The sequence below is a fragment of the Mesorhizobium amorphae CCNWGS0123 genome (genome assembly GCF_001686985.1).
GTDB lineage: Bacteria > Pseudomonadota > Alphaproteobacteria > Rhizobiales > Rhizobiaceae > Mesorhizobium > Mesorhizobium amorphae.
In genome coordinates this window covers 1924518-1948030 of the sequence record NZ_CP015318.1, presented here as the reverse complement: position 1 = coordinate 1948030, position 23513 = coordinate 1924518, and the positions used below count along the sequence as shown (strand labels likewise).

18 protein-coding genes are annotated in these 23513 nt (G+C 63.7%); 9 read left to right on the top strand and 9 right to left on the bottom strand.

The genetic code is table 11. The features are described 5' to 3' along the window. Positions 1–10: 10 nt before the first annotated feature. The 4 genes from A6B35_RS09110 to A6B35_RS09095 all read right to left on the bottom strand — a co-directional run bounded on the left by A6B35_RS09110 (position 11) and on the right by A6B35_RS09095 (position 6268). On the bottom strand, positions 11–1675 hold the full coding sequence (locus A6B35_RS09110) for a vWA domain-containing protein (protein ID WP_040582921.1): 1665 nt from the start codon (positions 1673–1675) through the stop codon (positions 11–13). A gap of 90 nt (positions 1676–1765) precedes the next feature. Continuing rightward, positions 1766–2764: a GlxA family transcriptional regulator gene (locus A6B35_RS09105; protein WP_006202750.1), complete on the bottom strand. Its 999-nt coding sequence runs from the start codon at positions 2762–2764 to the stop codon at positions 1766–1768. Positions 2765–2781: 17 nt separating this feature from the next. Next, complete coding sequence (gene folD / locus A6B35_RS09100) at positions 2782–3681, bottom strand: bifunctional methylenetetrahydrofolate dehydrogenase/methenyltetrahydrofolate cyclohydrolase FolD (protein ID WP_006202749.1); 900 nt, start codon at positions 3679–3681, stop codon at positions 2782–2784. Positions 3682–3889: 208 nt separating this feature from the next. Further along, positions 3890–6268 (bottom strand): GumC family protein, encoded by a 2379-nt coding sequence (locus A6B35_RS09095; RefSeq protein ID WP_006202748.1) that lies wholly within the window; start codon positions 6266–6268, stop codon positions 3890–3892. A gap of 200 nt (positions 6269–6468) precedes the next feature. Here A6B35_RS09095 and A6B35_RS09090 point away from each other — a divergent pair, with 200 nt between their 5' ends. Then, complete coding sequence (locus A6B35_RS09090) at positions 6469–7764, top strand: lipopolysaccharide biosynthesis protein (RefSeq protein ID WP_006202747.1); 1296 nt, start codon at positions 6469–6471, stop codon at positions 7762–7764. Here A6B35_RS09090 and A6B35_RS09085 read toward each other — a convergent pair. From A6B35_RS09085 to A6B35_RS09075, 3 genes are read right to left on the bottom strand one after another with little or no spacing between them, the layout of a single operon-like run. Then, the gene (locus A6B35_RS09085) at positions 7761–8690 is read right to left on the bottom strand and encodes a DUF6492 family protein (RefSeq protein WP_006202746.1); all 930 of its coding nucleotides are present in this window, start codon (positions 8688–8690) and stop codon (positions 7761–7763) included. The two genes, A6B35_RS09090 and A6B35_RS09085, sit on opposite strands and share 4 nt — an antisense overlap. After that, positions 8687–9481 carry a WecB/TagA/CpsF family glycosyltransferase gene (locus tag A6B35_RS09080; protein ID WP_006202745.1) on the bottom strand — a complete coding sequence of 265 codons (795 nt, stop codon included), beginning with the start codon at positions 9479–9481 and terminating at the stop codon, positions 8687–8689. Before A6B35_RS09080 ends, A6B35_RS09085 begins: the two co-directional genes overlap by 4 nt. Beyond that, positions 9478–10650: a glycosyltransferase family 4 protein gene (locus tag A6B35_RS09075; RefSeq protein ID WP_006202744.1), complete on the bottom strand. Its 1173-nt coding sequence runs from the start codon at positions 10648–10650 to the stop codon at positions 9478–9480. The genes A6B35_RS09080 and A6B35_RS09075 overlap by 4 nt, the downstream gene beginning before the upstream one ends. A gap of 170 nt (positions 10651–10820) precedes the next feature. Between A6B35_RS09075 and A6B35_RS09070 the strand changes: the two genes are divergently transcribed. The 3 genes from A6B35_RS09070 to proC all read left to right on the top strand — a co-directional run bounded on the left by A6B35_RS09070 (position 10821) and on the right by proC (position 13993). Next, entirely contained in the window at positions 10821–11819 is a 999-nt protein-coding gene (locus A6B35_RS09070; RefSeq protein WP_006202743.1) for a glycosyltransferase family 2 protein, read from the top strand. Continuing rightward, on the top strand, positions 11788–13104 hold the full coding sequence (locus A6B35_RS09065; RefSeq protein ID WP_006202742.1) for an O-antigen ligase family protein: 1317 nt from the start codon (positions 11788–11790) through the stop codon (positions 13102–13104). The genes A6B35_RS09070 and A6B35_RS09065 overlap by 32 nt, the downstream gene beginning before the upstream one ends. 73 nt (positions 13105–13177) lie before the next feature. After that, positions 13178–13993, top strand: a complete 816-nt coding sequence (gene proC, locus A6B35_RS09060) for a pyrroline-5-carboxylate reductase (protein ID WP_006202741.1) — start codon at positions 13178–13180, stop codon at positions 13991–13993. Positions 13994–13996: 3 nt separating this feature from the next. Here proC and A6B35_RS09055 read toward each other — a convergent pair whose 3' ends face one another. Beyond that, on the bottom strand, positions 13997–15313 hold the full coding sequence (locus tag A6B35_RS09055; protein ID WP_006202740.1) for an NAD(P)H-dependent oxidoreductase: 1317 nt from the start codon (positions 15311–15313) through the stop codon (positions 13997–13999). A gap of 199 nt (positions 15314–15512) precedes the next feature. Here A6B35_RS09055 and A6B35_RS09050 point away from each other — a divergent pair, with 199 nt between their 5' ends. The 5 genes from A6B35_RS09050 to A6B35_RS09030 all read left to right on the top strand — a co-directional run bounded on the left by A6B35_RS09050 (position 15513) and on the right by A6B35_RS09030 (position 22283). Further along, positions 15513–16286: an SDR family NAD(P)-dependent oxidoreductase gene (locus tag A6B35_RS09050; RefSeq protein WP_006202739.1), complete on the top strand. Its 774-nt coding sequence runs from the start codon at positions 15513–15515 to the stop codon at positions 16284–16286. Positions 16287–16695: 409 nt separating this feature from the next. Beyond that, positions 16696–18153 carry a TolC family protein gene (locus A6B35_RS09045; RefSeq protein WP_006202738.1) on the top strand — a complete coding sequence of 486 codons (1458 nt, stop codon included), beginning with the start codon at positions 16696–16698 and terminating at the stop codon, positions 18151–18153. Positions 18154–18183: 30 nt separating this feature from the next. Then, positions 18184–20316 (top strand): type I secretion system permease/ATPase, encoded by a 2133-nt coding sequence (locus tag A6B35_RS09040; RefSeq protein ID WP_083209833.1) that lies wholly within the window; start codon positions 18184–18186, stop codon positions 20314–20316. A gap of 46 nt (positions 20317–20362) precedes the next feature. After that, complete coding sequence (locus tag A6B35_RS09035) at positions 20363–21652, top strand: HlyD family type I secretion periplasmic adaptor subunit (RefSeq protein ID WP_006205970.1); 1290 nt, start codon at positions 20363–20365, stop codon at positions 21650–21652. A gap of 34 nt (positions 21653–21686) precedes the next feature. After that, positions 21687–22283 carry a ribbon-helix-helix domain-containing protein gene (locus A6B35_RS09030; protein WP_006205969.1) on the top strand — a complete coding sequence of 199 codons (597 nt, stop codon included), beginning with the start codon at positions 21687–21689 and terminating at the stop codon, positions 22281–22283. Positions 22284–22308: 25 nt separating this feature from the next. On the opposite strand, the gene A6B35_RS09025 is transcribed toward A6B35_RS09030, so the two are convergent. Beyond that, positions 22309–23199 (bottom strand): transglutaminase-like cysteine peptidase, encoded by an 891-nt coding sequence (locus A6B35_RS09025; RefSeq protein ID WP_006205968.1) that lies wholly within the window; start codon positions 23197–23199, stop codon positions 22309–22311. Positions 23200–23513 lie beyond the last annotated feature (314 nt).

Genomic DNA, 23513 nt, shown 5'->3' with positions numbered 1-23513 from the left:
CCATAGGATCCTATTGCACCGTCAGTTCGGATCGCTCGCCGGCCTTGACCGTTACGGTGCCTTCCTTCGAGCTGTTGTCCGATTTCTCCGACACGACAGTATAGTCGCCCGCCGGTATCGCCGCCTGATACTTCTGGTCATAGGCGTAGCCCAGCGACTTGCGGTTGCCGTTGATGTCCTTCTCCATCTCGAAAATCTCGATCTTCGAGGCTCCGGGCGCGGTGATCGCCAGCACGCCGGCATTCAGCGCAACCTTTACGTCCTGAAGCTCGCCGACCTTGACAGTGAACGGCTGCTCGACCACGGCGAGATCGACTGTCGCAATCAGCACGTAGTCATCCGGCGGCAGATCGAACTTGCTGTCGGGCCCGTAGGAATAGGTCACCTCGTCCCTGGTTCCGTCGATCTTCTTTTTCGCCTTGACCACCTTGAAGCCGATGCCTGAAGCGTCCGCCTTGTCACCGCCGGCGGTATAGTAGGCATTGGCAACGACATGGCCGACACCGGCGATCATGTCCTTTTCCACGGTCTTGCCTGCAGCCAGCGCAATCGTCTCGGTGACCTCACCCTGCCCGATCGTGACGGTCACTTTCTCGTCACCGGCCGGCAACACGATTTTCGTGGTCCCATAGTAGGTCGCAGGGTGATCTGCGCCCGGATAGTCGATGACGACGGCGGCGCCATCGACGACATCCGCCCCCGGGCTTGGTCGCGGATGAATGATGAGCGTGCCGGCATTCAAGGTGAAGAGCGGCTTGGAGACCTGGCCGGCCTCGATCTTGACCTTCTGCTCGACCCTGGCCTCGCCGTCCTGTGCGACGACGACGTAGTCGCCCGGCTCCAGATTGCCCTTGTAGGCGCCATATTGGGTGGTGACGGACGCGCCGCGCGTGCCGTCGGACCCAGCCTTGTAGATCTCCCAGGCATTGCCGTCGGTGAGCGGCTCGCCGCCTTCGGCCATAACGACGGTCGGGATGAAATTGAACTCCGGTTTGACAGGCTCCGGCGCGGGCGCCGGCTCAGGGGCCGGAGCAGGTTCGGGCGCCGGTGCCGGCGCCGCCACCGTCTCGACCAGCGCTTCCTGCAGCGCTTTCTCGTCGGAGGCCTGGATGTATTTGCCGCCGGTGTTTTCCGCGAGGCAGGCGATCTGCTTGCCCTCATCGGCGGTCAGCCCGAAGCCGACGACGTCGGCGGTGAAGTCGATGCCGGACGCTTCCAGCTCCTTGCCGAGCGCGCAAGGGTCGCCGCCGCAGGTTTCAAGCCCGTCGGTGATGAGAACGACGGTTGCCTTGTCCTCGGTGTATTTCAGCGCCTCGGCCGCCTGCTTGACGGCGGCGGTGAGCGGCGTTTTGCCGAGGAATTTCATGCTGTCGGCGGCGGCGGAGATCGCGCTGGCCGAGCCTGCCTGCGGCGGCACGATGAGTTCGATGTCGTCGCAGCTGCCCTTCTGGCGATGGCCATAGGCCATGAAGCCGATTTCCGCGTCGGCCGGCACCGACTGCAGCACGTTGCGCAGCGATTCACGCGCGATTTCTAGCTTCGGCCTGCCGTCGATCTGGGCCCACATAGAGCCTGATGCATCGAGAACGATGACGACCTTGCCGGCGGCAAAGCCAACCGAAGTCATTAACAAAAGGAGGATCGCCGCAGCGACGCTCCGCAAAAGTCCCGCCATCAAAATCTCCCGAGATCGCCCTTTGGTCCGCGCCGAAAAGGTATTTGACCCGGCGTCAGGACACAAGTCCGAGACTGCGAGAACCGCAGGTCAATAGGTCGTGCGGCGCTCTTCGGAAGGCGGGCGCCCGAATTGCAGCCGGTAGCTCTGGGCAAAATAGGAGTGCGACGTGAAGCCGGTGGCGATCGCCACGTCGAGGATCGGCATATTGGTCTGGCGCAGCAATTCGCGCGCCCGCTCGAGCCGCAGCCGCATATAGTAGCGGCCGGGCGTGACGCTGAGATGGCGCAGGAACAGGCGCTCGACCTGGCGTACCGACAGGCCCGCCGATTTGGCGAGCTGCACCGCCGACAGCGGCTCGTCGAGGTGATCGGCCATCAGTTCTACGATGCGCCTGAGCTTCTCCGACTTGCCGGTCAGATCGCGCTCCGGCCCGACCCGCTGGCGGTCGCCGGCGGAGCGGATGCGCTCGTGCTGGAACTGGTTGGCGACGCCATTGGCAAGGTTGGAGCCGAAATCGCCGCGCACGATCTCCAGCATCAGGTCGATCGAGGTGGTGCCGCCGGCGCAGGTATAGCGTTTGCGGTCGATTTCGAAGACGTTGCCGGTGCAGTTGATGTCGGGGAAGCGCTCCATGAAGCCGGCGCGGTTCTCCCAATGGATGGTGCAGCGATAGCCTTCGAGCTGTCCTGCTTCGGCGAGCAGATAGGAACCGACCGAGAGCGCGCCGAGCGCGTTGCCGCGCCGGCCCCAGCTGCGCAGCGCCGCCAGCACCTTGCTCTTGCCGGGGAATTCGGTGGTGAGCCCGACCGAGACGAACAGGATGTCGACGGGAGGCAAGTCGGCGACGGCATAATCGATCTTGAGTGGCAGGCCGTTGGAAGCCATGACGGCATCGCCGTCGGCCGAGACCGTCGTCCAGCCATAGAAATCGCGGCCAAGCAGGCGGTTGGCCGAACGGAAGGTGTCGATCGCCGCAGCCAGCGAAAACATCGAAAACTTGTCGACGAGCAGGAAGGCGAACTGCCGGCCGCCTTGAACGGGATCGTTCGTGAGCGGCCGTTCGACGGAAGCAGTAAGGTTTGGCAACGCTCAAGCTTTCCGGGTCAGAAGGACGGCCGCTTCATCCCGGCCGCGAGGTAGGCGGAAGCTACAGTGTTGGCCATCAGCATGGCAATGGTCATCGGTCCGACACCGCCGGGAACCGGGGTGATGGCGCCGGCCGCTTGCGCCGCCTCAGCATAGGCGACGTCGCCGACGAGTCGGGTCTTGCCTTCGCCCTTTTCGGGCGCGGCGATGCGATTGATGCCGACATCGATGACGGTAGCGCCCGGCTTGACCCAGTCGCCCTTGACCATTTCGGGTCGGCCGACGGCAGCCACCAGAATGTCGGCGGTGCGGGCGAGCGCCGGCAGGTCCCTGGTGCGGCTGTGCGCGATGGTGACCGTGCAGTTGGCGGCGAGCAGAAGGTTGGCCATCGGCTTGCCGACGATGTTGGAGCGGCCGACGACGACCGCATTGAGGCCGGACAGGTCCTTGCCGCGCACGCGCTCGATCAAAAGCATCGAGCCGGCCGGCGTGCACGGTACGAAGGCCGTCTCGAGTTCGCCGGTGCCGAGCTTGCCGACATTGATGAAATGGAAACCGTCGACGTCCTTTTCCGGCGCGATGGCCTGGATGATCTTGCCTGAATCGATATGGCCGGGAAGCGGCAGCTGCACCAGTATGCCGTTGACGGCCGGATCGGCATTGAGATCGCCGATGATCTTGAGCAGCGCCTGTTCGGAGGTGTCGGCCGGCAGCGTGTGCTGGAGCGAATGAAAGCCGCATTCCTTGGCGGTGCGGGATTTGGAGGCGACATAGACCTGGCTTGCCGGATCCTCGCCGACGATCACCACTGCCAGGCCGGGCTTCTCGGCACCCTTGCCCACCAGTTCCGTGGTCAGGGCCTTGACCCTCTGAACCACGTCTTCGGCGACGCTTTTTCCGTCAATCACTTCAGCCATGGACCACCTTCAACACTGTTCTGCCTGGAGCGCGCCTATCCGTGCACGCTCGATCTCTGGTTGCACATCGACGCACCCGAAAACGCCTTGCGGTTTCGGGCACCATGCAGCGCGGCATTTTCACGAAAATTCCAGCGGGCAATCCCGTCAAAACGCCGTCACATGCCGTAAACTCGAAACCGGCCGCTTTTATCGCTTGCCGTGAGTTCTAGAAATAGCGGCGGTTTGAACGGCTTTCGGTCAGTTCGCGCACCGCATCGCGGAATTCGCGCAGGCTGTCGCGGATTTCATCGATCTGGGTCTGCTGATCGGCGTCCGGTTCCTGAGGAGGATTCGGTCCCTGCCCAACCGGACGCATCACTGGCTGTTGAGTGGGGCTCGGCGGTGTCTGTGCATACCGATCCTGAGGGTATTCAGGCTGGCTGGCATGGGAGTAGGCCTCCGCCCGAGGAGCCGGATACATCGACTGGCGCGGAGTCTCCTGCTGGTACTTCGGTTGCGGATAGGCGTTCCGTACCGGCTTTGTCGCCTGGGCGACGGGGGGCGAGACGGGCTTGTCGGCGCGCATCGTGGCAGGCTTCTGCTGTTTGCCTGGAAGAAGCCCGCCTATGGCTGAAAGCACTGCGCCAATCGGTCCGGACCGTTCGGTCCCAACGTCGACGGCCTGGGGCCTCGAAACTTGCGGTGCAGCCGGTGGCCGCGCGGCCGGCGGCGGTGCAGCGCGATAGGCCTTGTCGTCGAAAGCAGGCCTGCTTTTGTCGGTCTTGCTCCGGGACCGGAACGCCGCGGTTTCGCGCACGCTCTCATAGGCGCCGCGCATGCCGCCGAGGCCGATGCCGGCGGCCAGCCCGAGGAGCAGTCCGGCAAGCGCAATCACGGCGCGCGACGGCCCGTTTGGTTCGAGTGGGGGTCGAGCCTCGGTCATCAGATTGATGTTGGTGGTGTTGATGTTTTCCTGTTCGCCGGTCTCCTTGGCGCGCAGAAGATAGCGCTCATAGACGGAACGCTTGGCCGCGGCGTCACGCTCCAGTTCGCGCAAGCTGACCAGGTCGTTGTTGACGTCGCCGCTTTGGACCTTTGCCTGCGCCAGGCGCGAAGCCAGATCCTGCTCGACCTGGACCGCGCGCTTGAGGTCGACCTGCAGTGAAGAGGAGATACGACGCAGTTCTCCGGCGATGCGCTCGCGCGCGCCATCGAGTTGGGCACTGAGCGCCTGGAATTCGGGATGGCGCGGCCCAAGCCGTACCGCGGCGCGGTCGGCTTCCTGCTTCAGCGTCGCATATTGCGAGCGCAGTTCGCTCATCATGTTGGAGTTGATTTCTTCCGGCAAGGTGCCGTTGAGAACCGAATTCACGTTGATCGAACGCGTCGACGCCGCTCGCGCATTGAGCTCCAGCGTGCGGGCGCGGGCAACGGAGAGTTGCTCGTTGAGCTTCAGCATCTGGTCGTCACTGATCAAATGGCCCTGCGCGTCGATAAGACCATGCGTGGCCCTGAAATCCTCGACTTTGCGCTCGGCCGCCTCGACACCCTTGCGCAAGTCATCGAGTTTGGACGTCAGTTGGTTCGTCGCGCGTCCGGCCATGTCGAACTGGTAGTTGGCCGCCTCCTCCTGGAAGACGGTTCTCGTCGTGTTGGCGATGTTCGCCGACTTCTCGGCACTTTGGGTTGTGGCGCTGATGGAAACGACAAAAGTCTTGCCGCTGCGCTCGACCGACAGGCTCTCGGCCAGATTGCCAACCGCCAGCGCCTGGCGGCGAATGTCATCGTCGCCGCCAGGTCCATCCTGGCGTGACAGGATCGAGCGGATCAGCGACATGACGCCAAGGCCGCCGGAACCTTGCCCGTTGAACTCCGGATCGTTGACAAGATTGAGATCCTTGACGACCTGGTCGAGGACCTTGCCGGACGACACCATCTTGATCCGGGTTTCGACGACGGCCAGCGCGGCATCGGGCTGCCCGACCGGTTGGGTGAGATCGTTGTCGGAAAGCTTCAGGTCGCCCGGCTCGATGACCACTTGGGTGGTGGCTTCGTATTTCTTCGGCGTCGACAGGGCGATGGCGATGCCGAGCGCCGCACCCAGTATTGTCGTCGACAGGATCAGCAGCTTCGAACGGGCAATGCCGCGAACGACATGCGCCGGATCGATCAGCGGCTTCCATTCCTGCCCGTCGTCATCAGCCCCTGCGGGCCGCCGCTCTTCGCTGGCGTATCGAGGCTCGAAGGCGGCTTTGGCGCGGTAGTCTTGGGAGGGGCGGACAACTGGCTCTTCGCGCGGCCCGGCCTGCGCGTAACTGTTTCGAGCTGCCCAACCGTCCTCGGGCGAGGCCTCTTCCAAAACGGGGCCGCCACCGGGCTGATACTGGCCGGGCTCTGCCGTGGCCGCAGACGGGTTCGACCGCGCCTCGCGTTGTGAGCGGGCCAGACGGTGGCGTGCGGCGGCATCCTCGTGCCATGCCGGGTCTGCCCGGTCGCCGATCGACACCAGCGACGCGTCGGCCTCGTCCTCGCCACGCATGGCCTGACCGAGCGCCAGCAGAGAGCGCTCACGCCTCCAGTCGTCTCGGTTTTCCCTGTCGACCATTTTCTTGGAACTTTACTGTTCGGCGGCTTGGGAAAGGCGTCGGCCAATCGTTAAGCCACGCTAAACAGGCATAGGAAACAAATGGTTAATTTTCGGATGAGGAAGGCAGAGTTTTCGCGCTTTGATTGCATCGTTCTCAGGTGCGATCGAGGCGTCCAGAACCGCACGTTAAGCTTTCCGGCCTATGTTCTGCCGGACATATGACCCAAGCCAGTGACATACCGCAAAGGCGGACCTTCGCCCGGATCGGCACCTTCGTGGCCGCACGGCGGAAGCTTGTCATCGACTATTTCTCCGCCATCAGCGGCGCCGGCGGGCGGCTGGTGTTCTCGCTCGCCTATTTCATCGCCTTGGCCAACACGCTGTCCATCGCCGAGTTCGGCATGTTCGCCACCGCATCGGCGGCCGGCGTCATGCTGTCGCGCATTCTCGCCTTCGGCTTCATCTCGGCGCTGTACCGCACCGCCACCATCCGCCCCAATCTGATCGGCACCTTCACCGCCGGCTTCCTGCTGCTTGGCGTCGTGTCGCTGCCGTTGCTGGCCGCCGCCTCGTACGGCGTCTACCTGGTCTTCTTTGCCAGCACCGTACCGCTTTCGGTCTTCGCGGCCATCGTCTTTGCCGAGGCGCTTTTGTGGCGGCCGGTCGAGGTGGTGCTGATCGTCAACAACGGCCTCGGCAAATTCGGCCGCGCCGCCGTGCTGACAATCCTGGCGACAGCGTTGCGGGCCGCCGGCGCCGTGCTGTTCATGTTTGCGGCGCAACACACGATCGGCGTCTGGTCCTGGTACTATATCGGCGCCAATGCCGTTTCGCTGATCATCGCCTTCGGCTTCTTCTATCCGCGCCAGCGGCTGAGACTGCGCACCGAGCTCTATCTCAGGCGGCTCGCCGATTCGATCTACGTCGCCGGCGCCGAAGTGCTGTTCTATTTGCAGATGGAGTTCGACAAGCTCCTGGTGCTGGCGATCGGCGGGCCGCATCTTGCCGGTATCTACGCCATCATCATGCGGCTGGTCGACCTGACGGCGATCCCGATCCGCACCTTCTCGATGATGCTGGTGCAGCGAATGATGCGGGCGCCGGAACTGCTGTCGCGGCTGGCGGTCAAGAGCGGCATAGAAGGCGGCGTGTTCCTGGTCTCGACGCTGGCGCTGGCGGCGCTCGGCATCGTGCTGCATTTCTTCCCCAATGCGCTGGGCAGGAATGTCGCGGAGGCAGCGCCGCTGGTGGCGCTGGCGATCTGCGTTCCAGGACTGCGCAACCTGGTTGAATACCAGGCTGAGCTTCTGTTCGCGCGCGGCCAGACGGCGGTCAGGGCGCTCAACCTCGGCCTGCTGGCCGGGCTGAAGGCGGTGCTGTTGACCTATGTGCTGACCGCGATCGCCGACACGCCCAATCTGGTGCTGTCGCTCAACATCGTGTTCCTGCTGCTCTATCTCGTGTCGGCGCTGCTCACCTATTCGGCGATGCGCAGGCCGGCGAAGGCAATCTAAGACCTACCCAGCCCGATCAGGCGGCGGATGCGGCCGATATCGGTGCCGATGAAGGACTGCATGCCGATCGCCACCTGTTGCGGCGCCATGGCAGCGACGAAGCGGCGGAACTCGTCGTCCGACAGCGCCTCGCCGGTCCAGTGGACGCGGCAGAACTCTTCCGAACCGTGGAAATGGCCGGCGCCCTCCAGAACCTCGTCGACATAGCGGCCGTAGATCATGCATTCGGAGAATTTTCTTTTCGAGCCGACGACCTCGACCCAGCTGCGGCCATGCACCTTCTCGATCCGGGCGCACATCGCCGTCACGGTTTGCCGGCGCCAGGCGATCAGCGTCGAGATGTAGTCGTGCGTCGAAACCTTGGATCTGTCGATGCCTAGCGCCGAACCGGCGTTGCGCGACCAGATGCGATGCTCCTCATGCCCTTCGCCGGACAAGACGCCGTCACGCCGGAACAGCCTCACCTTGCCGTCGCGACAGAAGGCGCTCAGGTCGAACGGCCTGACGAAGGCAACGTCGGAATCGCAGAAGACCAGCACGTCTTCCTTCGCCTGCGCCGCGATGGCGATGCGGCGAAGCTGCTGCACATGCCAGCCGCGCAGCGGCTGGGTCTTCAGGCTGAGCCAGACGCGGCGGCGAAACAGGCTCGCCGGATCGTCGACGACACGCAGCCAACGCGGCAGGAGGTCCCGCTCGTCGACGACGGTGCGGCTGCCGGTCTCCAATTGGCGAAACTGCGCCACGTCGCGGTGCTCGACCAGGATGTAGTGATGCGCGACACCCGACACCTGGCGGTCCATCGTTTCGCACAACAGACGGCAGCGCTCGAAATCCGGCGCATAGCTGGCGGTCACGACCGCGGCCGTCGGCGTCTGCCGCAGCGGATCGGACCTTGTGGCGGCGTCAGGCACGAACCGGCTGTTCAATGGTTTGCTCCGGGGCCTGCTTCGGCGCCCGAGAATTTCTGCCCGACGACGCGCCACAGGAACAAAGGGTTGCCGACCACGTAGCGACGCCAGAGGCGGCCGGGCTCGATCCACAGGCGAAACAGCCATTCGAGCCGCAGACGACGCATCCACAGCGGCGCCCGCGGTACGGTGCCGCTGAGGAAATCGAGCAGCGCTCCGACGGCGATCGGCAGAGTGCAATGGCGCTGGTCGATGTGGCGCGCGATCCACAGTTCCTGGCGCGGCACGCCCATGGCGACGAGCAGCACGTCGGGCCGCAGTTTCGCTATTCGGTCGATGATCGCCGGCTCCTCGGCGGCCGAGAAATAGCCGTCATGGATGACGACGAATTTGTGCTGCACGGCGAGCGCCGAAAGCTTCGACGACGCCGCCTCGGCATTGACGCGCGTCGCGCCGAGCAGCCCGACAGTCAGCGGCCGGGAGGATGCCTGCAGGAAGGCCGGGATGAAATCGGTGCCGTTGAGATTGTCCGGGAACGGCGCGCCGTAGAGCAGCTTGGACGCCATGTCGACACCGACGCCGTCAGGCAGGATGAGGAAATCATCGAGCACTTCGGCAAAGGTCGGGTCGGTATAGGCGATGTTGGCGTTGTGCGCGTTGAGGAAGCTGACTTTGGTGAAGCGCCGCTCGGCGACCAGTTGTGCAAGCAAGGCGATGGCGTCGTCCCAACGGATGGCGAGAACCGGAATGCCGAGGATCGTCTTCAACGTGTCGCGCCCGATGGCGGCGCGGGCGGTGTGCATATTCATGCGAACACCTCCTGCCTGACCGGGCCAAGCTTGTTCAGTCCGAGCCTGATCGCGGCGTCGAGCGCCCTCACCTGGCGGCGATGGAAAGCGCCGCCATCGACATCGCTGACAGCGGAAGCAGCAGTTTCGAGTGCCGCGGCGAAGGCAACGGGATCGTCGGTGACGACGCAATTGTCCGGCCGGTGATCGATGCCGCGCAACGAGCGGCTGGTGGCGACTGAAGGCAGGCCGAGCTCGAAGGTCTCGATGGTCTTCAACTGCACGCCGCTGCCGGCCGTGCTGATCAGCGGAATGACGGCCGCAGCGCGCACGAAGGCTTGCGCGTCAGGCACGCGGCCGACGAATTGGACACCGGGATGCGTGGACGTGATGCCGGACGGCATACCGCCGGCGATCCTGATGCGGAAGCCAGGCCTCAGATGCGGCACCACCTTGCCCAGGAACCAGTCGAGCCCGATGCGGTTCGGCTGCCAGGTCCAGGTGCCGATCAGTGCTGCGTCGCATTCGATGCGGCGCTGGCCCGTTCCTGCCGGCGCATCGGCACGGGTCACCAGCGGCAGCACCACCGAGCGATCGTCGGAGGCGACGCCAAGCGCTACGCGGTCTTCATCGGCCAGGGTGAAAACGAAGCGAGCCCGGCGGCAAAGCCGGTCTTCCACGCTCTTGAGCAGCCGTGCCTCGCGGCGAAACAGCAGGCGCTGGAGAATGCTGCCCGCGGCGGTCGCATTTTCTTGCGCCGAGCGATGCTCGACATTGTGGGCGACGAAGATCGAGGGACGGTCGCCGAACAGCTTTTCGAAGGCGCCGGCGAATTGCACGGAATTGAGAACATAGCCGTCGAAGGGCCCGGCGCGCTCGACGGCGGCGCGGACTTCCGCGTCGGAGACCACGCGCAGCTTGACCGATGCGAAGGTGAGACCTGACAGCACCGCCCTGGCAACCCAGGCGAGCTTCTGCAGCGGCGAGGCGCTCTCGGTGCGCACGTCGACGGCGCCAAGCACGATTGTGTTTTCCGGATCGGCGGCAGGCTTTCCCGGCCAGGTGAAGCCGATCACGGTGACGCGCGCGCCGGCGCGCCGCAAAGCAGCGATGATCGCCGCGTTGGCGATTTCGTAGCCCGAAGCGAGAGCGCCGTCGGGCACGATCGATGTGGCGAACAGCAGATGCATCTCACCTATCCAGTGCAGCCCAGATAGCAAAGCGGGGTGAACCCTTGATTAAGTGAACGCAATCGAGGCCGGGAGTCTCGGTTTTGCGGGCTTCGCCGCGAAAGGTGATTAACGAAACGTTATCATCGGGGTGCTATCGAAAACCAAAATCACCAGGCGGCTGGACACGGATGATCCCATTGCCATCGGACGGTTCGGTATCGATCGCGGGACGGTCTCCGGGGCTCGCCGCCGAGACCATCGAAGCCGTCGTCACGCTGCCGACTTTCAAACGGCCCGAACAGGTGCTCGCGACGCTGGCTTCGCTCAAGGCGCAACAGACCGCCAGGCGCTTCGCCGTCATCGTCATGGAAAACGAGGCCGAGGCGCGCGACGGCGCCAAGGCGGCGCTGCCGCTGTTCGAGCGCGGCGAGATCGCCGGTATGGTGATCATCGCGCATGAGCGCGGCAATTGCAGCGCCTACAATGCCGGCTGGCAGACCGCGATCGTGCATTTCCCCGACTTTGAGCATCTGCTGGTTATCGACGACGACGAGATCGCCGACCCGTTCTGGCTGGAGAACATGTGCAAGGCGGCCGAGACGCTCGGCGCCGACATTGTCGGCGGCCCGCAAGTGCCCGTGTTTGCCGAACCGGCGCATGCGAGATGGGCGGAACACCCGGTCTTCGCGCCACCCTACCGGGAAACCGGGCTTGTTGCGGCGCTCTATTCCTCCGGCAATCTGCTGGTCGGGCGCAACGTGCTGACCGCCATGGGGCCGCCCTTCCTCGATCTCAGATTCAATTTCATGGGCGGCGGCGATTCCGATTTCCTCAGCCGGGCAGCGCAGAGGGGCTTCGTGCTCGGCTGGTGCGCCGAGGCGAAGGTACAGGAGACCGTTCCGGCCCGTCGTGTCGCGGCCGACTGGATCCGCGCCCGCAGCCTGCGCAACGGCGTGATCTCGACCCTGGTCGAAAAGAAGAAACGTGCCGGCACGCCGCTTGCCGGCGCCAAAGTGTTTGCGAAGAGCCTGGCACTGCTTGCCGCCTCGCCGCTGCGCGGCGCGGTCCGGCTGATGCGGACCGGATCGCCGGCGACGGCACTTTACCCCATCCATGTCGCGCTCGGCCGCGTGCTCGCCGAATTCGGATATGCCAATGAGCAATACCGGCAGCCTGAGAAGAACTGAGCGCGTACCGCTCAGCGCGGCGTTCACGCGCGAGGGCGTGGCGACGGCGATCGCGGCGCTGCTGTTCACCACGATCCTGGTGTCCTTCCGCCCCTTTCAGCCGGCCGGCGCCCAGCTCACCGGCGAAGGCGGCGACATCGTCAACCAGCTCGGCTTCTCGTCGCTCGGCGCGATCTCGATCTTCTCGCTGATGGCCTTCGCCGACCCGCGTGTAGTACGCTCGCTGCTCAGCCCGTCCTGGGTGCTGATGCTGGGCTGCTTCATGCTGTCGGTCATACTGGCGACCGATCCGCCGTCGGCGATGCGCGCGGCATCCTTCACGCTGATCGGCATCCTGACGATGGCGACGATCCTGGTGCTGCCGCGCGACGGCGAGGCTTTCTCGAAAGTCATCATCTTCACCGCCATCGTCGTCATGGGCCTCTCCTACCTCGGCCTCATCGTGTTTCCGCATGAGGCAATGCACACGGCCGACTCGCAGGAGCCGGAGCATGCCGGCCTGTGGCGCGGTGTGTTCACCCACAAGAACATCGCCGGGCCGATCATGGCCTGCTTCAGCTTTGCCGGCCTCTATCTCTACCGGCGCGGGCAACGCTGGTGGGGCGCGATAATCTTCTGCGCGGCGATGATCTTCATGCTGCATACCGGCTCCAAGACGACGGCGGGCCTGGTGCCGTTCTCGATCCTGATCGTGGTGCTGCCGAGCTTGATCGGCATGCGGCTCGGCACGCCGATCCTGTTTGCGGCGGCAATCATCGCCACGGCGGTCGGCACGCTGGGCATCGTCTTCCTGCCGCCGGTGAAGCATCTGGCGGCGATCTATTTTCCCGACCTGACCTATACCGGGCGCACCACGCTGTGGGAGTTCGCCGGCGACATGCTGGCGAAGAAGCCCTGGACCGGCTACGGCTATGAGAGCTTCTGGGGCACGCCGCTGCTGCTCAACCAGGACCAGCCCTTCGACCGGCCCTGGGACATCAGAACCATCGTGCACGGCCATGACGGCTATCTCGACATTGCCGTGCTGATGGGCATCCCGGCACTCTGCGTGGCGGTCTACACCTTCCTCATTGCGCCGCTGCGCGACTACATGCGCATCCCGCTGCGCAAGGAGAACATCTACCTCGGCGACTTCTTCATGATGGTGGTGCTGTTCGCGGCGCTGAACGCCTTCCTGGAAAGCTTCTTCTTCCACCGCGGCGACCCGGTCTGGCTGTTCTTCGTGCTCGGCGTGCTTGGTTTGAGGCAAGTGTCGCTGCGGCCGATTGCGGTGCGGCCTTCCTGATCGCTCCTCCGGCGAGGGCTTTCCCGTCCCGCCGCGAGCGTCTATTGAGAGCCATCTTCGCGGAGGTTCTTCAATGACGATCAGGCTCGTTCTCGCCGGCTGCGGCAATATGGGTTACGCCATGCTTTCGGGCTGGCTGAAATCCGGCAAGCTTCCTCCGGCAGCAGTCTTCGTTGTCGAACCCAATGACGATCTGCGCAAGCGTGCCGAAGCACTGGGATGCGGCGCGGCGGCCGATGCCGCTGCAATTCCGGCGGATGCGGTGCCAGGGCTTGTCGTCATCGCCGTCAAGCCGCAGGTGATCCGCGACGTGACCGCCGCCTACAAGCGCTTTGGCGACGGCCGCACCACCTTCGTCAGCATCGCCGCCGGCACACCTGTCGCCACCTTCGAGGCGATCCTCGGCCATCGCGCGCCGATCGTGCGCTGCATGCCGAACACGCCGGCGGCGATCGGCAAGGGCATGATGGTGGTGTTTTCCAACCCGCTGGTTTCCGACGACGCCAGGCGTTTCGTCGCCGACCTTTTGTCGGCGAGCGGGGAAGTGGCCACCATCGACGACGAGAGCCTGATGGACGCGGTGACGGCGGTGTCCGGCTCAGGGCCGGCCTATATCTTCCATTTCATCGAGGCGCTGACCCTGGCGGCAGAGAAGGCCGGGCTGCCGACCCAAACCGCCAAGCTGCTCGCCATGCAGACCGTCTATGGCGCCGCATCGCTGGCCGCCGAAAGCGGTGAGGAACCGGGCCTGCTGCGCCAGCAGGTGACCAGCCCCAACGGCACCACGGCCGCAGCCCTTGCCGTGCTGATGGGCGAGGAGCGGTTGACCAAGCTCATAACCGAGGCAGTGGAAGCGGCGCGGCTGAGGTCGATAGAGTTGGGGAAGTAACCCTTAGTTTGACCCGTACAACATCTCGTCCTGCAGCCGGCGCAGGGCGAACAGCCTGGTCGTCTGGTCGGGCGCGGCGTTGTCGGCGGTCAGCAATTCGCCCTTTTTGACCGGCTTCAGCACCTTGCCGCCCTCGAGCAGTCCGACGGGCACGGCGCGGTTGGCGCGGGCCACGCCGACGGTCATGGTCCAGGATCGGTAGCAGGTCTCGCCGATGGCGTCGAAACTCTCGCCGACGGCGAGATCGCGCTTGGCGACCGCGCAGACCTCGGCCACCGGCTTCGGCAGCGGCACCATATCGGGCCGGCCGTAGAGCACGATGCGGGCGGCGGTCAGCGGCACCTCCAGCGAGGTCAGGTGATAGGGCCGGAAGAAGCTGTAATAGGGGCCGTGGCCGACATGGAGATCGTCCATGCGCTCGATGACGCGCGGATGCGTCGCCTCGACGATGACGAAGACACCGGGCGCGACGCCCTTGCCGACCGTGTAGTCGACGACACCCTTTTTGGAGAGAATGCCGCCATCAGCCTTCGGGATCAGCACCTTGGCCAGTTCATCGCGGTCGGCCTTCGGGCCGTGCATGCCCGGAACATCGGGCACCAGGCCGGTGGCGTTGGCGATGGCGCACATCTCGACCATGGTCTTCGAACCGTCGACGAACTCGACCAGCATGCGCGGGTTCATGTTGCGGCGGATCGCTTCCTCGCGATAGTCGTCCGGCACGGCGTCATGGTTGAGCGGGTTGTTCTTGCCCTTGCCGGCCGAGACGATCGTATAGCCAAGTGCTGAGGCGAACTCGATCAGCTCCATGCAGCTCGACGGCTCGTCGCCGGCGCCGACGGAATAGACGACGCCGAGCCGGTCGGCCTGCTGCTTGAGATAGCAGCCGATGGTGACGTCGGCCTCGACATTCATCATCACCAGATGCTTGCCGTGCTCCATGGCCTTGAGGTCGAAATCGGCGGCGACGCCGGGTTTTCCCGTGGCGTCGATGACCACGTCGATCAGTGGATTTGTCACCAGCATCTCGTTCGAGGTGATGGCGATTTTTCCATTCTCGATCGCGGCGGTGACTTTCGAGGCCGTGTCTGCTTCCACCGCCATCGCCTCGTCGCCATAGGCGATGCGGATGGCGTCACGAGCGGTGTGCGGACGCCGGGTCGACACCGCGCAGACCGAAATGCCCGGCATCAGCATGCCTTGTGTCACCAGATCGGTGCCCATCTCGCCGGAGCCGATGACGCCGATGCGCACCGGCTTACCCTCGGTAGCGCGCCTGGCGAGGTCGCGGGCAAGCCCAGTCAGGGCGACATTTGTCATACAAGAACGTCCACGCTTTTGCCTTTGGCCCGCAATACAGGGAACGATCCCCGTTTGCCAACAAAACCAGCCGCTCGTGGCAATTTGTTGCGCACACTTTGCAGAACCCGAACAGATTTCGCGCAGCGATTTGCAGGCTTCTGGCTTTCGTAGCGCGACCGGCTAATGTTCGGGAAGGGAGACTTCCAGGGAGGACGAGATGACAGCGGAATTCACGCCGAAATTCGATCTGGCCGGCAAGGTGGTGCTGGTCACCGGCGCCTCGCGCGGCATCGGGCGCGCTTGCGCGCTGGCCTGCGCCGGCTCCGGCGCCGACATGATCGTCGGTGTGCGCAGCGTTGCCGACGGCGCGGAGCTTGTCGCCGAAATCGAGCGCATCGGCCGCCGGGCGCTGGCCGTGCGGATGGATCTCACCGATCTCGCTACGGTGCGAAAATCTGTCGCCGAGGCGCACACCGCCTTCGGCCGCATCGACGTGCTGGTCAACAATGTCGGGCTCGGGCCGGAAAACCTGGCCGAGAACGTCACCGAGGAAGATTTCGACCTCACCGTCAACGTCAACCTCAAGGGCACGTTCTTCACCACGCAAGCAGTTGCAAAGCTGATGATCGCGCAGAAATCCGGGCGCATCATCAACATCAGCTCGCAGGCCGGTACGGTGACGCTGAAGGGCGAGGCGATCTATTGCATGAGCAAGGCCGCGATCAACCACCTGACGCGCTGCCTGGCCGCCGAATGGGCGCAACACCGGATCAACGTCAACAGCGTCGCGCCAACCTTCATCTGGACTGACGGAACACGGCCATCGCTGGCCGAGCCCGACTTTCACGCGCATGTGCTGGGGCACATTCCGCTTGGCCGCATCGGCGACCCGATCGATGTCGCGGGAACAGTGGTGTTCCTGGCCTCGCCGGCGGCGTCGATGATCACCGGCGCCAATATATTGGTCGATGGCGGGTGGTCGGTGGCGTGAGCGACCAGGCTTGCAGGCCAATCGTCTCTAAGGATTGAGCTGACGCCGAGAGAAATCATTGCACTCCCGACTTGTTTACCAACGGGGCGCATTACTGCTGAAATGCTGCAGCAGGGTCAGTAACGGCGACCGGGCGGCTTCGCGGGTGCGGGCCTGCAGTTTTCCAGGAGACTCGTGCTTCTGGCCCGATTCGCGCTGAATGCCAGTGCGGCGACGCAAGGCCTATGTGCCATTTTTGCTACATCTATTGGGTCTAATGGCGCGAACGCCCGCTTTTAGAGGCCTCTAAATCATTAAGTACTCACATCCTTTGAAAATCTGATAGATACTCGCCGCAAGCTCCGGTGGCAGGCTTGGGCAATTAAGCGCCAAAAAAATAACAAGGCGCGGGGAAAGTCACGGGGTAGACATGAACAGGACGGGTAAAGTGACCGTCGGCTGGCGTATTGCGCTTGCCGTGACGGTGTCAATGCTGGCTTGCGGAAGCGCCGGCGCGCTCACTCTCAAAGAAGCAATGGCAGTCGCCGTCGAATCCAATCCGGAGATCGGCCAGGCGATTGAAAACCGCGAAGCAATCGAATTCGAGCTGCGCCAGGCGAAAGGTCTTTACCTTCCCAGCGTCGATCTGGAAGCGTCGGCAGGCGCCCGGCGCCTCGACAATCCATCCCGGCGCGCGCTTTCCACCGAGGACGATGCGCTCTATCCGGCTGAAACCGATCTTACGATTTCGCAGACGCTCTATGACAGCGGTGCAAGGCGAGCCGAATTGACCCGTCAGGCGTCCCGCGTCGACGGCGCTTCGTTCCGGGTGCTGGAACGGTCCGAATTCATCGGGCTCTCCGTCGTCCAGGACTATTTGGAATACATGCTGCAGGCTTCGATCGTTGTCGAGGCGAAGAAAAACCTCGGCTTCCACCAGGCTATACTCGGCGATATCCGGCAGGGCATCGACGGCGGGGCGCTGAACGACGCCGACCGGCAACAGGCCGAGGAGCGGCTGTTCGCCGCCAAGGCGCGCATGCAGGAAGCCACCGAGGAACTGGAAGCGGCCAAGATACGCTTCTTCAAGACCGTCGGAAAGCCGCTCACCAACGCTTCAAGGCCGGGCGATGTCTCCGCCGCACTGCCGAGGTCGCTCGATGAAGCAATCGGGCTGGCGCGCGAAAGCAATCCGCGCGTGCATATGGCCAACAGCGACATCGACGCGGCGGCCTCCCTTGTCGATGCAGCACGGGCGAAATTCGGCCCCTCGATCATCGCCGAAGGCCGCGCCCGGGCCGGTACCGACATCGACGGCACCGACGGCGACACCAACGACCTGCAGGCGCGGCTGGTGCTGCGCTGGAACCTCTACCGCGGCGGCATCGACAAGGCCAACGAGCAGGAACAGATCCGCCGCACCAGCGAACAGCGCCTTGCTTTGCATCAGGTCCTGCGCGAGATCGAGGAAGCAGTGCGGATCTCATGGGATCGCCGCTTCCGGCAAGCCGACTTGGCCAAGACGCTGCGGCAACAGGCTGCCGCCAACGAAAGGCTGGTCGCGTCCTATCGCGAACAGTTCAAGGTTGGCCAGCGATCGCTGCTCGACGTGCTCGACGCGCAGAATACGCGGTTCAACACGGCGACGCTGGCGGATACCGCATCCTACGCGTCGCTTTTCGCCCAGTATCGGCTGCTGGCGGCAACGGGACAGTTGCTGAAGACGATGAACATCCAGCCGGCCAAACAGACCGCGGCCTATGCGCGGTCCGAATTCGCCGTGCCGGCAACCGCCGACACCGAAACCTATGCGCGGACGCCGTCGGAACAGAAGAACGATCTGCCCTTCGACATCCTCGCTCCAGTCCGGAAAAAGCAGCCGATGTAAGATCGATCGCGGGTCCTTCGGGAGCGGATCGTGAACCAGCAGCCCAATATCCTGTCGCCCAAAGAGGCCTTCAAGGCCTGCTTTTCGGCCGTTGCCGCCTATCTCGGCAGGCCGAGCGCGGAGACCGTGCTGTTCGCCGGCGTTCCGATCGCGGAGACGCGCATCGAGGCCGGCGACATCAGGCATCTGGCCGAGCGCATCGGCCTGGAGGTCGCGGAATTCAACCACCGCGATTTCGTGCGCGGTCGCTTCGACCTTCCGGCCATCGTCTTTCGCGCCAGCCAGCTGCCGGTCGCCCTGCTCGCGGAAATCGAAGGCGGCGACTATCTGACCGCTCCCCAGGAGAACGGCCGCACCACGATCGGCAAATCCGAACTGGTCGAAAGTTATATCAGCGGCGGCGCCTCTTTCTCGATCACCTATGCCAACACCACCGAGGCGATGAAGGTCGGCTCGGCGGCGAAGATCGAAAGACGGCACTGGCTGACCGGAACCATGGGCGCGTTCTGGCGCACCTATTCGAAGGTCGTGCTGTCGGCGATCTTCATCAACCTGCTCGCCATCGCCTCGCCGATCTTCACCATGAACGTCTACGACCGGATCCTGCCGAACAAAGCGGTCGCGACACTCTGGGTCCTGGCGCTCGGGATCGGCGCCGTCATCGTGTTCGACCTGCTCTTGAAGACGGCCCGCGCCTCGCTCATCGACTATGCCGGGCGCAAGGCGGATCTGCGGATTTCGTATCTGCTGTTCGAGAAAGTGCTCAATTCGTCACTGTCGGCGCGACCCGGCTCGACGGGTGAATACGCAAACCGGGTGACCCAATACGAGTTCGTGCGGGAGTTCTTCACCTCCAACACGATCAGCGTCTTCATCGACACGATCTTCGTCTTCATCTTCCTGCTGGTCATCTACGCGATAGGCGGCTGGCTGGTGATCATACCGGCGCTAGCCTTTGTGATTTCAGTCATCGTCGGCCTGGTCACGCAGCGCCGCATCGGCAAGCGCGTCGCCGCCTCGATGAACGAGGCCGCGCAGCGCCAGGCCCTGCTGGTCGAATCCATCTCGACGCTGGAGACGATCAAGTCGCTGCGCGCGGAGGCCTATCTGCTGCGCAAATGGGGCGAGCACTCCAAGAACGCCGCCAACACGTCGGAAAAGATCAAGCAGCTTTCGGCCGCCGCCGGCAACATCGCCGGATCCATACAGCAGTTGGTCACCGTCGCGCTGGTCGTGGCCGGCGCCTATGCCTTTTCCGAAGGCTATGTGTCGACGGGGGCGATCATCGGGACGGTCATGCTGGCCAGCCGGGCCGTGGCGCCGCTTGGCCAGATCGCCATCACCCTGTCCAGGTTCCGCCAGGCCATGCTGTCGCTCAGAATGGTCAACGCGATCATGTCCCAGCCGGAGGACCGGCCGGACACGGTCGGCTTCGTCAACCGGCCGATCCGCAACGGCGCGATGGTGTTCAAGAATGTAGGCTTCGTCTATCCGGGTTCGGAGAACGAGGTTCTGAGCGGGCTGAACATCTCGGTCAAACCGGGCGAGCGGGTCGGCATCATCGGCCGCATCGGATCCGGCAAGACGACGATGGGACGCCTGATCGGCAGGCTTTTCCTGCCGACCTCGGGAGAGCTGCTGCTCGACGGCATCGACATCCGCCAGTACCACCCTTCGGAGGTTCGCGCCGCGGTGGGGATCGTCGCCCAGGCCGGCGACCTGTTTTCAGGAACCATCAAGGAGAACCTCCTGATGGCGGCCCCGGAAGCGACGGACGATGAGATCATCGACGCCGCGAAGGCTGCCGGCGTCGACGAATTCGTCTCCCGTCACCCACGCGGCTACGACATGAATGTCGGCGAGCGCGGCACCAATCTCTCGGGCGGCCAGAGACAGGCGGTGGCGATCGCGCGGCTGCTTTTGACCAAGCCGAAGATCGTTTTTCTGGATGAGCCGTCGGGGTCGATGGACCTCGCCTCGGAACGGCAGTTGATCAGGCAGCTCAAGGTGGCTTTCGAGCGGAACACGACGCTGATCGTCTCGACCCACCGCTTCAGCATGCTCGAACTCGCCGATCGCCTCATCGTCATCGATCAAGGCCGGATCGTCGCTGACGGGCCGAAGGAACAAGTCATACAGGCGCTGCAGAAGAACAGCGCCTGACAAAACTGATTATATTGAACCATTTCAATATAATAGGACGTGGGAAATGCTTGCAAGGGAAGACCGCCCACCGCTGTTTGCGTCGGCGTCCATATTCATCATCGGGGCGCTGTTCGTCTCGTTCGTAGGCTGGGCGTCGTTCGCCGAAGTCGATGAAATCGCGCGCGGCGACGGCAAGGTCATACCCGCATCGAAGACCCAGATCATCCAGTCAAGCGAGGCCGGCGTGGTTCAGGAAATCGCGGTGAGGATCGGCCAGGTAGTCAAGAAGAACGACCTCATCATCCGGCTCGACAACACGGTCAACACCTCCAGCCTCGGCGAACAGCAGGCCAAGGCGCGCGCATTGCAGGTGCGCATCGCGAGGCTCAAATTCGAGCAGGCCGGCAGCCTTTCCGGCCCCTTTCCGTGCCCGGAGGAAATCCAGTCGGTCGCACCGGAGATCTGCGACAACGAGCAGAAACTGCTCATCGCCCGGCGCCAGAATTTCGACATCAAGCTGTCGGTGCTCAAATCGCGCCTCGACCAGCGCGAGAAGGAGCTGGACGAAGCAACCGCCAATGCCGACCGCCTGACCAAGAACCTGGTGATCAGCGACCAGGAGGCAAAGCTGGTCGAAGCGATGGTCAAAAAAGGCCTGATGGCAAAGACCGAGCAGATCCGCGTCGATGGGCAGCAAGCTGAGCTCAATGGCCAGCTGAACCTGGCCGGCGAGACGATAAAGAAGGCCAAGGGTGCCATCACCGAAGCGCAGCTGCAGGTCGACGAGCTCGGTCTCCAGCTGCAACAGGAAGCGCTGGACGACCTGACCCAGGCGCTGGCCGAGCTTTCGGTGGTGGACGAGACCATTCGCGGCGCCACCGACAAGGTCGCGCGCACCGACATCCGTTCGCCGGTAGACGGCATCGTCAACACGATGGAGCTGAACACGGTCGGCGCCTTCGTGCAGCCCGGCGCCGTCGTGGCCGGCATCGTGCCCACCTCCGAGACCCTTTTGGTCGAAGCGCGGGTTTCGCCACGCGATGTCGCCTTCATTCGTGAGAACCAGGATGCGCTGATCAAGGTCACCGCCTACGACTTCTCGATCTTCGGCGGCATCGAAGGCAAGGTCTCGAACATCACCGCCGACAGCCTGGTCGACCAGAAGACGGGCGAACCCTACTACCAGGTGCGCGTCGCGACGGACACGTCGACGCTGGAAAGGGACGGCAAGGCCTATTCGATCATCCCGGGCATGATCTGCTCAGTCGATATCAAGACCGGGCGCAAGACGATCCTGAACTACCTGCTGAAGCCGATCAACAAAGCGCGCCAGGAGGCCATGAGTGAACGATAGCTCCGCCCTTCCCGCCACCCAAGGCGAGCGGCCGATGCTGCCGCTTACGGCCGACGATTTCGGCCCGGAGTTCCGGGTCGTCGCACGAGGCGGCATACGCCGCGGCATTCGCCTGGAACGCGTGTTCTGGGTGTCGCTCAAGCAGATGGCCGAAGCCCGGAAATGCACGATCGGCATGCTGGTCGACGAGATCGCCGAAAGCCATGCCGATCAGGGGAACCTGACGTCGGCGATCCGGGTCGCCTGCATGCGCGGCATGGCGGAAGAAAATCTGATGCTGCGAAAGCTCGCCTCGATCAGGACGATCAACGCCATTCTGGTCGCCTGTCCGTCGCCGGCCTTCGCGCTGTCATCGTCGAAGAAAATCCTGACGTTCAACGCGCCCTTCCAGCAGCTGGTCAAGCGGCAGCTGCCGACAGCACCAAACGACGATGCGCGCCACGACCTAAAGCTGGCGCTGGACCTCAATGTTGCCGATATATTCGCGCGGCTCGATACCAATGGCGAGACGCCGGTCGCGACCGGCTTCGTCATCGGCGCCGGCGAGCGCCGCTACCGGGGTCAGCTGAGCGCGGTGCGCGCGCCGGTGGCCGAACCTGAATTGCTGATGGCGTTCGTCTTCAACGGCTAAAGCAATTCCAGGAAAAGTGCGCCGCTCACTGCGGGCCGAGGCGGTCCGAAATCGTGTCCGCAAGAACCATGTCCGGCTGCAAGCCTTCGCCGGGGGCGATCGTCGTGAAACCACCCTTGATGTCGGCCATCTCGGCGCCACCGGTTCTGGAGCCATGGATCCAGGCCCGATCCATGCTGAAGGAATAGAGCGGAACATAGTCGGGGAGATCGCTGTCGCGCCGGACGGCATTGCCAAGACTGTCGAGGATGAAGGCGCCGCTGGACGTGCTTACCGACAGCACAGCGTGAAAGAACTTCCTCTTGCGATCCTGAAGGACAACGAGCGACATGCTCTGCGCCGGAATGCCCGCCTGCAGCAGCGCCGTCATCTTGAGGATGGCGAAATCCTCGCAGTCGCCGGCGCGCCGCGCGAGGATTTCCGAAGGTTTCGCCCAATAGTCCAGCTTGCCGTAGACGGCGCTGTCCTTGCGGTAGGCGATCAGGCGATTGATGCTGGTGTTGACAAAGGCCAGCTTGTCGCTGAACCCCTTGGCCTTGGCCGCGTCCACCATCGCGACGAACGCTGCGTTCTTGCGCTCGCACGCACTACCCGCCGAACAGCCGACGATCGCCTTGTAGACAGGCGCCCAGCGGGCCGCGACCGGGAAGTTGCGCATCGAAAGGGCAACCGAGCCGAACACGCCCGGGATGATCGCTGCCGTCTGCATCGGGTCGATGCCGGTATTGGCTTCTGCCATCGAAGAGGTGTTTGCGCCATCCGCCTCGGCAGGAGCGTAACTGCCGGAGACGGAGCCAACGCGGTAGGGCGCGGCAGGCTGCCAGGGCTGAGGCCTCGCCAACGAAACGCCGCCCAGGCTGGACGGCGCCTGGAGCCTTTCGAGCGGCGCACCGGCAGGCACCGAATCACCCGACATGGCGCTTGCCAACGACGAATGCGGCACGCCCGCAAGGCCGAGCGCCAGTAGGAGAATCCTAAACGGGGCCGATGCCGGAGAAGATTTTTTTATTGTCATAACGTCCACCTTTGACTGTGGACGCTACCAATCTCGTCTCAAATTATTGGAAATGAAGGTGGATAAGTTTCCAGCAATTGGTTTTGTCTACTTTATTTAAAATTCTAATTTAATTTATACTTATATTGATCAGACGGCCGCAACCCGCCGGCCGCCGAAAAGCGCTCGCGAAAGGCAAGATATAGCTGGATATATGGCGGCGGTTTACCATGCGT